The organism is Nostoc sp. CALU 1950 (assembly GCF_051172895.1).
GTDB lineage: Bacteria > Cyanobacteriota > Cyanobacteriia > Cyanobacteriales > Nostocaceae > Nostoc > Nostoc edaphicum_A.
In genome coordinates, this window is the sequence record NZ_JBDNJQ010000219.1 from 1 (window position 1) to 11,807 (window position 11,807).

The 11,807-nt window shown below is 40.8% G+C and carries 7 protein-coding genes; 2 read left to right on the forward strand and 5 right to left on the reverse strand.

All coding sequences use genetic code 11. From position 1 onward, the window contains the following. Positions 1-320: 320 nt before the first annotated feature. Positions 321-2,393, forward strand: a complete 2,073-nt coding sequence (locus ABF638_RS34310) for an amylo-alpha-1,6-glucosidase (protein WP_435027267.1) — start codon at positions 321-323, stop codon at positions 2,391-2,393. A gap of 62 nt (positions 2,394-2,455) precedes the next feature. On the opposite strand, the gene ABF638_RS34315 is transcribed toward ABF638_RS34310, so the two are convergent. Then, complete coding sequence (locus ABF638_RS34315) at positions 2,456-6,982, reverse strand: tetratricopeptide repeat protein (protein ID WP_435027268.1); 4,527 nt, start codon at positions 6,980-6,982, stop codon at positions 2,456-2,458. A gap of 1 nt (position 6,983) precedes the next feature. Continuing rightward, positions 6,984-7,310 carry a hypothetical protein gene (locus ABF638_RS34320; protein WP_435027269.1) on the reverse strand — a complete coding sequence of 109 codons (327 nt, stop codon included), beginning with the start codon at positions 7,308-7,310 and terminating at the stop codon, positions 6,984-6,986. Positions 7,311-7,697: 387 nt separating this feature from the next. Between ABF638_RS34320 and ABF638_RS34325 the strand changes: the two genes are divergently transcribed. After that, a complete protein-coding gene (locus tag ABF638_RS34325) occupies positions 7,698-10,406 on the forward strand; it encodes an MGH1-like glycoside hydrolase domain-containing protein (RefSeq protein ID WP_435027270.1) in 2,709 nt (902 codons plus the stop codon). Between the two features lie 86 nt (positions 10,407-10,492). Here the strand turns inward: ABF638_RS34325 and ABF638_RS34330 are convergent, their stop codons facing one another. The 3 genes from ABF638_RS34330 to ABF638_RS34340 all read right to left on the reverse strand — a co-directional run. Continuing rightward, complete coding sequence (locus ABF638_RS34330) at positions 10,493-10,870, reverse strand: DUF2358 domain-containing protein (protein ID WP_435027271.1); 378 nt, start codon at positions 10,868-10,870, stop codon at positions 10,493-10,495. A gap of 49 nt (positions 10,871-10,919) precedes the next feature. Continuing rightward, a complete protein-coding gene (locus ABF638_RS34335) occupies positions 10,920-11,483 on the reverse strand; it encodes a hypothetical protein (protein ID WP_435027272.1) in 564 nt (187 codons plus the stop codon). A gap of 49 nt (positions 11,484-11,532) precedes the next feature. Continuing rightward, positions 11,533-11,807 (reverse strand): WD40 repeat domain-containing protein (locus ABF638_RS34340; RefSeq protein WP_435027273.1); only part of this gene is annotated, 275 nt, incomplete at its 5' end.

The following is an 11,807-nucleotide window of genomic DNA, read 5'->3' on the forward strand; positions in this document are numbered from 1 at the left end:
CACGAATAATTTTCCCAAAAATTCCCGAAAAATGCACAAAGTCAACAGCCTAGGCAGAGCCTCTTTAAATACATTCCCAGCCTCAAGGCTGGGAACGAGATCGACACAAGCCTTTGGGCTTTTCTTCGTGCCATTCGGTTTTTAACCCACGGAGGTGGGTTTTGTCTGTATAGCCGTGACTTCCATTCGCCAGGGCTAGTAATCAATTAGACTTTTCAAACATCCTTTAACAAAAGTTAGGAGTTAGGATGCTCTAGGATCAACTTTTAATTGAAATTGTTAATTTTGAATTGTGAATTCGGAGCACAGTGACGTGACTTATGTGTATAGAATTTGGGCGGGAAATCTGCGGCAATCTTGACATTGCAGAATCGCGGGAGTGGTTAGTTACTAACGGTATTGGTGGTTACGCCTCTGGGACTGTGGCTGGTTTATTGACTCGCCGCTATCACGGACTGCTGGTAGCAGCATTGAAACCACCTTTGGGTCGTACCTTAATGGTGGCAAAACTAGATGAAACTGTCCTGTACGATACTCGCTCTTATTCTCTAGACACCAATCGTTGGGCTGATGGTATTGTCAGTCCCCAAGGTTATCAAAATATTGAACGTTTTTCTCTGGAAGGTACAATTCCTGTATGGCGTTTTGCTGTTGCCGATGCCTTATTAGAAAAACGCGTGTGGATGCAACAAGGTGCTAACACAACCTATATCCAATATACTCTCCGTCGTGCCACCCAACCGCTGAAGTTAACCCTCAAAGCAATGGTCAACTACCGCGATTATCACAGCGATACTCAAAGCAATGGTTGGCAGATGTCTGTAGAGGAGGTAGAACAGGGGATTTGTGTAACTGCGTATCCGGGTGCTGTACCACTATATCTACTAAGTGATTCACCTAAAGGCGATGCCTACGGCGGCAAGCTACGCAACGCTTCACGCCCTAGTGTATCTGTTGTCCACAATTGGTATCATGGTTTTGACTTAGCAGTTGAACGCTATCGGGGATTGAGAGATAGAGAAGATCACCTCCACGCCGCCACCTTTGAAGTTACACTGAATCCTGGAGAAGCGATGTCTACGACGGGCTGCACCTACGCATTTGTAGCCAGCACAGAAAAAGAACCAAATCTCAATGGTGAAGCTGCACTTAAGTTACGTCGCGCTCAAGAGCAGAAGTTAACAGGATTTTGGAAAACTAATCGACCTCTCAAGACTAAGGAATCACCTAGCTGGATCAACCATCTAGTACTAGCTGCTGACCAGTTTATTGTCGATCGCCCAGTACCAGAAGATCCCTACGGCAAAACCATCATCGCTGGTTATCACTGGTTTAGCGACTGGGGACGCGACACCATGATTAGTCTACCTGGTTTGACAATTTCCACTGGTCGCCCAGAGGTAGCACGCTCAATTCTTCGCACCTTTGCCAGATACGTAGACCAAGGAATGTTGCCAAATCGTTTTCCCGATGCGGGTGAGCAACCAGAATATAATACAGTCGATGCCACTCTCTGGTACTTTGAAGCAGTCCGCGCCTACTACAGCGCTACAGACGATGATACTTTGCTTGGTGAACTCTTTCCCATACTTGCAGACATCATTGATTGGCACTGTCGCGGTACACGTTACAACATTCACCTTGATGCAGCCGATGGTTTACTTTATGCAGGCGTTGCTGGTGTACAACTGACTTGGATGGATGCCAAAGTTGGTGATTGGGTAGTTACGCCCCGAATTGGCAAACCGATTGAAGTTAACGCCCTCTGGTATAATGCTTTACGGACAATGGCAAAATTTGCCCGTCAGCTTGGTAAACCACACCAAGAGTATGAGGCAATGGCAGACCGGGCAAAGTATAGATTTTCTCGCTTCTGGAATGACGAGACAGGTTATTGCTATGACGTTCTAGACAGTCCTGATGGTGATGATGCGTTGTTGCGTCCTAACCAAATCTTTGCTGTGTCATTACCAGAAAGTCCGCTCACACCTGCCCAGCAAAAGGGTGTGGTGGAAGCTTGCGGGCGATCGCTGCTGACTTCTCATGGGTTGCGATCGCGTAGCGTGTCTGAAAGACTCTCGCTAGCCCCAAACCATCCTCAATATCAAGGTAAATACGGTGGCAATCAGTATCAACGTGATGGAGCTTACCACCAAGGGACAGTTTGGGGTTGGTTGTTGGGGCCGTTCGTCTTAGCACACCTGCGCGTCTACAAAAACCCTGAGCAGGCTCGTCAATTTTTGGAACCAATGGCTAATCATCTGACTGCACACGGTGTTGGTAGTCTCAGCGAAATTTTTGATGGTGATGCTCCGATGACTCCACGGGGATGTATTGCTCAAGCGTGGACAGTAGCAGAGGTTTTGCGTGCTTGGTTGGCTACGGAGAGTTGATGCAGGGAATAAATCAGGACTTAAAGAGCGGTTTAATGGTTATGGTGCGATCGCATAAAACTCTATAATTGCTCACCACCAATATCTTGGTCTTCAATCTCCCTGGAAAATACGGAAATCATCACTTGAAGCCGATTTATAGTTTCTTGTGCTTGTAACTCTTGGGCAATATCTAATGCTTGCTGTAGGTGCCTTAATCCTTCAGCGGATCTATTTTGGGCTAGCAACAGTTGTCCCAGCAAGCCTAAAGTAGCAGGTTGGCTGTTTTTATGATTGATACTGCACTGAAATTCATATGCTTTTCGAGCAAGTTCAATTGCCTCTTCTATATTTCCTTGTTGAGCAGCAAAATTAGCTTGTTCATATAAGCAAACTGCCTCATTGTTCTTTACTGCGAAAATTATTTCCTGTAATTCGTCAATTCCATCAAGTTGATTTTCTTGAGCCAAAGAAACCGCTCTTTCCAAATCTTGTACTCCACCTTGATAATCGCCCTGATGTGCCTTGATTTGACCAAGCATTGATAAAACTTCTGAACACCAGTGAACATCCTTTAATATTTCTGAAAGTTCTAAACATTGGTGAGCTAAATTCAGTACTTCTTCAAATTCTTGGCTTTCGCATTTTTCCTGAGCCGAATCAAAAAGGTGTCTTAGTTTTTCGTACTGTACTGCAATAGCAATGTTTTCTATATCTTCCCTTTCGGGGAGATCATGTTGTTTAGCAATCTCAAGAGCTTGAGATGCTCTTTTAACACCCTCCGTAAAGTCTCCTTCATGTATCAAAAGGTTTCCCATTGATAACAAAATGCGTGCCCTCATTTCTTCATCGTCAAGTTGTTCAATCATAAGTAGGGCTTCCTCAAGTAAATCAAGCGCCGCTCTTGCATTACCCTTTTCTGCTTCGGTTGCTGCTGCTTGATACAACTGTGCAGGTTTTTTTAGTTGAGCATTCTTAATTAGCCTTCTAACTTCTTCGACAGCTTTAGTTAAATTTAGTTTTTGAAAAATATTTAGGGACTCTGTTAAATGCTCAAGTGCTATATCTACTTCATCAATAAAGGAAAGAACCTCTCCTAAAAGTTTGAGAATAGTAGCTCGAAGAACAACATCAACAACTAAACTGCATTTTTCTAAAGCTTGCCCTAAAAAATCTGCTCCTGCATCATAATTTTCTTGTTTTATTTGAAGCCGTCCCATTTCTCTAAGAGCAAGCGCATGATGTTTTGGATTATTAAATTGATTAAGTACTGCTAAAGCTGTATTTAATTTCTCTTCGGCCTCATCTAAATTATCTTGATCAATCAGTATTGATGCTATTCGTGGTAAGACAAGGACTTGAGTGTCTTTATTTCCAATCTTCAATGCTAACTCGTAAGAATCTTCGAGAAACTTTAAAGCTTCACTAACATTATTTTGACGTTCATACAAAATCCCTATCTCTTGAAGAGTCATTGCCTCGTGCGGTTGATTGCCATTCTCTCTGTGCAGTTCGAGAGCTTGATTATAAAGCTCTAAAGCAAGTTCACGCTCACCACAATCTGAGCGGAAAGTGGCTATATTATGTAAAACCAGTGCTTTGAGCCAAGAGTTATCAATTTGGGGTAGTAAGTCATTTAAGTGTTCTAAAATCTCTCTTGCCTCTTCCATTTCACCTTGTTGAAGCCTGAGCATTGCAGTATTGCTAAGAAGTGGAATTGTATCCTCAAGGTTTTTGGACTGTGTTCTGTGTGAAACTAAACTTGGTAATATATTATCCCAAGCATCAGTTTGACCAAGATCAACTTGAAGAGTCGCAATGTTATTTTGTACAGTATAGAGAAAATTTTTATCTCCTGTTTCTTGAGTAAGTTCTAGTACTTCCATATATAATTTAAGTGCTTCTTCGGGTTCACCTAATTCTCTCTTGATATTTGCCATTAGACCAATAGACTTAGCTTTACCTAGCTTATTATTATCTTTCTCATCAATCTTAATGACCTGCTGACATATATTCATTGCCTGCTGATAGTTACCTTGCTTAACGTATAAATCTCCTAAATCATGAAAGATAGCAGCTTTTTCAGTTTCATATTCATCCGAACAAAATTTTAACGCCTCTTGATAGTTATACAAAGCCTCTTCCACTTCTCCAATATGTTCTTGCGCTTTTGCTAAGTAGTAGAGGAGCCTAAAAGAAATAAGATGAATTCCTAAGTGGCCAAAAGCTCCATCACGAACAAACTTACATAGTGCCACTACTTCTCTGTACCTTCCTTGGCGGTTGAGCCGCATGACTAAAAACCAATTTGCTCTACCTAATAAGTCAGGATTCAAAGCTTCAGTTGCAAGTCGATACAACTCAAATAACCTATCAGTCGGCATTGAATTCTCAAAAGGGTCATTACGCAGAAAGCTTTTTGATAGCTTTTGCTCTGCCTCCATGCTCTTTACAATACCTTTGGTAAACCATATTTCATCTAAATGTTTCGCAGCAGTTCTGTATAATTCTATGGAATCTTTAGGAAAATCAAGAAGCGGCTCTATAATTCGTGGAACATAGTACAAAGTTTCTTGATGAGAATGTATACACTCAAGTAAACCTAATGCAACTGCTCTGGAAATATAACTATTTACATCGAAAGTTTTTGGACAAAGAACTTCTATTGCAGACTGAGGCACTGGTAACTGATAAACCAAGCTAAACCCAAGCATTCGTTGCAATTTAATTGGTTGTCGATTTAGTAATTCCTCTGCCAGAATACTTTCACGGAACTCTTGGGTGGTTTTCTCTACCTGTTCTAGTATTTGTGTTTTACCAACTTGTTGCACTTGTAAAACTTTGTTTAACCACTCCAACAAACGAGGATTACCTGCCGAAGTTGCCAAAGCTTTGAATTGTAACTCTCGATCGATTTCAGAACCAGGTGCAAAAGATACTAAACGGTTACATTTTTTCTGTAGATCAGTACCTGATAAGGCAGCTAACTGCTCTCGATGTAATCGCTGATTTAGCTCTGGAAGCAAAAAATCATACCTAGATGTAATAATAATCCGGTGTGGAAGACGCGATTGAGTTATTGCCTTCAACAAAGATATCAAGACTGCTACAGCTTCAGGCTTTAAGACTGCGTTACCATCTGTTCTCAATTCTAGGTTTGCTTCAAAGTCATCAAGAACAAAGATTAGTCTCTGTGCTTGCTCATTCAGTCCTTCTCGCAAGAATTTGGTTAACTTTTGCGTGAGTGGCAGATTACTTTGTAAAATTTTCTGTCCCGTTTCTGAATGACATGGGTCAGCAACCTCCTTTAGCAGCTTATCCTCATCTAATTGCCGATAGATAAAAATTTCGTCATAGCCTTGTAAACGTTCTAAAAGCCTTGCTGCAACAGTACTTTTACCAACTCCACCTAAACCATATAAAATTACACCTAACTTATCTGCTGCCCGTAATGCTCTCAAGCTACGTTGCAATGTTCTGCGTCTTCCTACAAACTCCTGTGGTGTGGCAACCCGAACAATTCCCTGCGAATCTAGAAACTGTTCATAAATCGGTTCTTCTGGCAACCATACCTGATCGCCTAATGGTTCAACCAATGCTTTTGGACACTGACCTCGGATATAAAGCCTAAGTAAATGCCAATCTTCTACCTTGGCCTTTCGTAGGTATTGATAAGTACTGGCAAGTGCCTCCGAAAGTTCATAGCCGGCAGCTAGTTTGCTGTAGAGATATGCTGCGGCTTGTGTTGCTACTACATCTGCGATCGGTCGTCCCCATCCTAAAACGGCTCGACAACCTTGCTCAATTAATGATTCAGCTAAAGAAGATACTGCACCATCACTTGCCGCTTCACCTGTTCGGCAGCCTGATAAAAACACTAGCTGTGGTATGCGAAATCTTAAAGCTGAAGCAATCTCTGATGCGTAAGCAGCATGGAGTTCACCTGTTTCAGTTTCTGTAAGAAAAAACGGTCGTTCATCTTTGATAGACGCATGTCCCGTCAGGTGAAACACGTCGAACGGTTCACGATAACGTCCCCAGAGTTTGCTTAGTTCTGCAATACAACCACTTTCTTCTACTCGTAAATCAAGAGGAATATCTCTTGTTGCTGTCAAAATTTGAGCTTCTTCCTGCTCAAAATCGAGTGGCGGTTCTACATCCTCTGGCGATGTTGCCATGAATAAAATCCGTAAAGGACGTTGCTGGGTATCCTCTGAATCTTGAACAGAACGATCAACCCAACGTATTGGTACAACAACTGGATTAACACGTTCTATTAAAAATTGCTCTCCATTATGCAACGTCTCCCAAGGCAGATGCCCTAATCGTTCACGCACATCTAGGGCCAGAATTAACCCTTCCTCTGTAAAATTATTAATTGCTCGACTTAGCCACCTGCCAGTTCCATCTAACCAACAAAATAATTGATACCCAATTCCTTTTAAATCAGGCATCAGCATGTAGTAGCTACCTTTTGCCTTCTGAATTAAGTTTTCAATTGACGATACATCAAGCTGTTGTGTTTCATATCTTGCTGGATGTCCCACTGAATAACGCAATTCTACAAACTGCTTTTCAAGCGGTACTAATTTGATGTAAAGCGTCTGCACATTAACTCTCCAACTCTTCTAAGACTGCACAGATGTCTTCAATGGTGGCATTTTCTAAGACCACTCGTACATAGTCAGATACAAGTACTACATCAAACTTCTTACTAGATCGTTTGTGTTCCTGATACCATTTACGGATTTGTTCTGCGACTGCAACTGTACCTCCTACAATCCCGACCACAGTGCCTATCACTGCCAAAGTACCTTCCTTGGTAGGCACAGAATTTGCTGCTATCTCCCAACTACCCTGTAGACCAGTGGTTTCAAACAGTTTTTCAGCGGCAATATCAGTTTCTTCACCTTCAAGGGAAAGCTTTATCTCTACCATGTGTCAATCGAGTAACTATTGAGTAACTATAAATACAAGTATACTACTCATTTTTTTACAAGACACTACCAGCCCCAAAATTATGCTCTAAATCAGGGTATTTTACTAAAATTTTTGGGATAAAATTTGATAAAACAAAAGTTCATAGAAAGCTGATGTTTGATTAAAAATAGATATATAGTGGCTTGTTTTAACACATCACTTTTGTCTAAAATTCCAAGTATAATAGTTTAAGTTACTAAAAAAAATTAATATAATTTTATCCTAAATTTGATTTTACTAATTGTTCTATTAACTTTTAATCAAAACTTAAACGCCATCTCTGTTAAAGCAGGAATATTCTAGATAGCAAATTAACTCAAGTGCAGATATGCACAGGGTGATATTATGACAAATTTAACCCAAGAAGAAATTAGATTAGTAGAAGCCTTGAGTCACAAAGCTCATTGGCGGAGATGGGGGTCATATTTAAGCGATCGCCAATGGGGAACGGTACGCGAAGACTATAGCCCGAATGGTACAGCCTGGGACTATTTCACCCACGATCAGGCTCGTTCTCGCGTCTATCGTTGGGGTGAAGATGGAATTGCTGGCATTTCTGATAATCATCAACGGCTTTGTTTTGCGATCGCACTTTGGAATGGCGAAGATTCTATTCTTAAAGAAAGAATTTTTGGTCTAACCGGTAGCGAAGGAAATCATGCAGAGGATGTTAAAGAATATTACTTTTATCTAGACAATACTCCTACCCATTCCTACATGAAAGCGCTTTACAAATATCCCCATAAAGCCTTTCCCTACTCCCAACTAGTTGCAGAAAATCAACGCAGAAATCGTCATGAGCCAGAATTTGAATTACTAGATACAGGTATATTTGATGAAAATCGTTACTTTGATGTCTTTATCGAATATGCCAAAAATTCTGCTGAAGATATTCTCATCCAAATAAAAGTAATCAACCGGGGACCAGAAGCAAAAACCCTACACCTATTACCTACTCTCTGGTTTCGTAATACTTGGTGTTGGAATGGTGATACCAGCAAACCTACTTTAAAAGAAGTCAAATCAGGTAATGGCTTTCATGTCGTTGAGGTATTTCACTCAACTTTAGGTAAAAGGTGGCTGTATTGTCAGGAAGCAAACGAAATTCTATTTACAGAAAACGAAACAAATTATCAGCGATTGTTTGGCTATTCTAATTCGTCTACTTATGTCAAAGATGGCATTAATGACTATATAATCCAGGGTAAAAAAGAGGCAGTAAATCCAAATAAAGTTGGCACTAAGGCATCTGCTGATTATTTGTTGACAGTTGCTGCAGGTGAAACAAAAATTGTTAAATTACGATTGAGTGATCAACCTGATTTATTTGAGCCATTTGGCAAAGAATTCGATACAATCTTTTGGGAACGACAACAGGAAGCAGATAAATTTTATCAGCGCGTTACACCATTTCCACTCAGTGAAGATATGCGAAATGTGCAACGACAAGCGTTTGCTGGAATGCTGTGGAGTAAACAATATTATCACTATGTTATAGAGGATTGGTTGAAAGGCGATCGCAATACACCACCGCCACCACCAGAACGCCAACAAGGCAGAAACCGGGAATGGTTCCACCTCTACAATAAAGATATTCTTTCGATGCCCGATAAGTGGGAATATCCTTGGTTTGCGGCTTGGGATTTGGCATTTCATACCATTCCTTTGGCAATGATTGACCCTGATTTTGCTAAGTATCAGTTGGATGTTTTAACACGAGAATGGTATATGCATCCTAACGGGCAAATTCCTGCTTATGAATGGGCTTTTGGTGATGTTAATCCACCTGTTCATGCTTGGGCAACTTGGCGTATTTATAAGATTGAGAAAAAGATTTATGGACGAGCAGATAGACAGTTTTTAGAACGGGTATTTCAAAAGCTGATGCTCAATTTTACCTGGTGGGTAAATCGCAAAGATACTGCGGGTAACAACGTCTTTCAAGGGGGATTTCTCGGTTTAGATAACATTGGTGTATTTGACCGTAGCGCAGCTTTACCTACAGGTGGACATATTGACCAATCTGATGGTACGAGTTGGATGGGAATGTATTGTTTAAATATGTTAGCGATCGCTCTCGAATTAGCCAAGACTAATCCTGTTTACGAAGACATTGCTACTAAGTTTTTTGAGCATTTTCTTTATATTGCCGATGCCATGAATAAAATTGGCGAAATGGAAGCCAGTTTGTGGCATGATTATGATGAATTTTACTACGATGTGCTGCATTTACCTGAACGGCAGATTACCTTAAAAGTCAGGTCAATGGTAGGATTAATTCCTCTATTTGCCATTGAAACTATTGAACCAGAAATTTTAAAACTGCTTCCTGGTTTTAAAAAGCGATTAGAATGGTTTATCCAAAACCGTCCTGACTTGCGGCAAAATGTGGCTTGTATGGAAACAAAAGGATTGGGTGCGAGGAGATTGCTGGCGATCGTTTCTAGAGATAAGCTCAGAAGTATTCTGCAAAAAATGCTGGATGAAAGCGAGTTTTTTGGCCCTTACGGCATTCGGGCACTTTCTCGATTTCACGCTGAAAATCCTTATATTTTTGATGTCAATGGTTCACAATTTCGAGTCGATTATGAACCGGCTGAATCTAGCAGTGGTTTATTTGGTGGTAATTCTAACTGGCGTGGCCCCGTTTGGTTTCCGGTGAATTTCATCCTAATTGAATCTCTGCAAAAGTTTCATTATTATCTCGGAGACGATTTCAAAGTGGAATGTCCTACAGGTTCTGGTCAAATGATGACACTTTGGGAAGTTGCATCAGAATTATCTCAAAGGTTAACTAGAATTTTCTTGCAAAATTCCTCTGGTAAACGTCCTGTTTATGGTGGAATGCAAAAGTTTCAAAACGATCCACACTGGCAAAATCTGATTTTATTTTATGAGTATTTTCATGGTGATAACGGAGCCGGAATTGGCGCTAGTCATCAAACTGGCTGGACAGGTTTAGTTGCCAAATTAATCCAGCAATTTGGTGAATATGAAGCACCGCATCAAGAACCAGAAATAGAGAAGGATAAAGACGCGATCGCTCTAACATAAGGACATCTAAACCTGCTCCTCCCTCATCCTCACTACAAACTATGAATATTTTGACAGTCATCATATTATTTTAATCATCTACTTTTTCACGAGAAAAAATGCTGCTTTACCACATCTAGGCGTGAACAGTTCCAATAATCGATATGAGAGACAATCAAACCATCAGAGTTAAGGCCTAATTCACTCCAACCAGGAATAGAGATCCGTGGCTTCCAGGGTAGAGGAGTATTCCAACTGAGAGTCCACTCAGTTTTTATTGTGTCTCCTAAACGTTGAATATTCTGTAAGTCCATCTTGGGATTTAAAAACCAAGTTTGGATAAAATTAATCATTTCTTTATAACGTTTAACACCAGTAAATTGATTCAGTGGGTCTTTAAAATAAACGTCTGGAGCGTAAATACTGTAAGTTTGATTTACTGGGAATCTTTGATAGTCTTCTTTGAGGATTTCAATGATATCCATGATAGATAATATCTGTAAATTGCTTTATCGGAAAACTTAAAAATTGAAATCAGCCCTCATTCCATAAACGTTCTAACTGACGCCGCCAAGCAGTTAGGACTTCTTCTCGCCCTTTTGCAGATGAGTCTATTTCGCCCATCATTCCTTCTGCATAAAAGCGTTCTAAGCTTTGCATAGTAGCTTGTAGAGATTGTCCTTGCTGTTTTGCTACCTGAATAATTTGCCGGATGCGGCTTTCAATTAGTCGATTAAAAACATTATCTAATCCAGCCTGATAGAGAGATACAAGTCGGTTGATTGCATTGGATAAATCTGCACTTACTAAAGTGCTGCTGTTATGTTGAAATACCCCCCAAATTCCCCCTTCATGCAAAGCGTAACGTACTTCTTGAGTGTCATCAAAGTTGGCTTCTAGAAACTGTTCTAAAAATGGTTGGGCTTCTTGAATGGGCAGAATAGGTAGTAAAACTCGCAGCCAAGTATTATCTTCGGAAAGCAGCACCAATAGCCGAAAAGTAGAAGTGTCTACTTGCCACGATCCAGGAGCAATGCCGGCAACAGCCGATGTACCAAATAATTCTGTGAGCGTACCCGCAATTTCTTCAGGTGTCATAAGCTTTTATTTAGATATAGCCTCTAGATTAGCGCAGAGGTGCATCAGCTTATTCAATCGCTCCCATTAGTTTTAATGCTATGCGCTGTGCTGACGTTAGCCCTGTTACACCTGTGATATTCAGCCCTGCACACAGTTTATAGCTAATTACCCGCAGACAGTTCCCAGTAGTCGCATCCCAAATACGGATGGTTTCATCATGACTACCACTGACAATCCGCTGACCGTCGGGGGAAAACGCCACTGAATTGACCTCAGAATCATGCCCAACAAAGGGTTGACCAATGGGCTGACCATTCACATCCCACAACCGTACTGTCTTGT

Coding starts and splice junctions, on each gene's coding strand:
- ABF638_RS34310 (WP_435027267.1), top strand. CDS start 321: ATGTGTATAGAATTTGGGCGGGAAATCTGCGGCAATCTTGACATTGCA.
- ABF638_RS34320 (WP_435027269.1), bottom strand. CDS start 7,310: ATGGTAGAGATAAAGCTTTCCCTTGAAGGTGAAGAAACTGATATTGCC.
- ABF638_RS34325 (WP_435027270.1), top strand. CDS start 7,698: ATGACAAATTTAACCCAAGAAGAAATTAGATTAGTAGAAGCCTTGAGT.
- ABF638_RS34330 (WP_435027271.1), bottom strand. CDS start 10,870: ATGGATATCATTGAAATCCTCAAAGAAGACTATCAAAGATTCCCAGTA.
- ABF638_RS34335 (WP_435027272.1), bottom strand. CDS start 11,483: ATGACACCTGAAGAAATTGCGGGTACGCTCACAGAATTATTTGGTACA.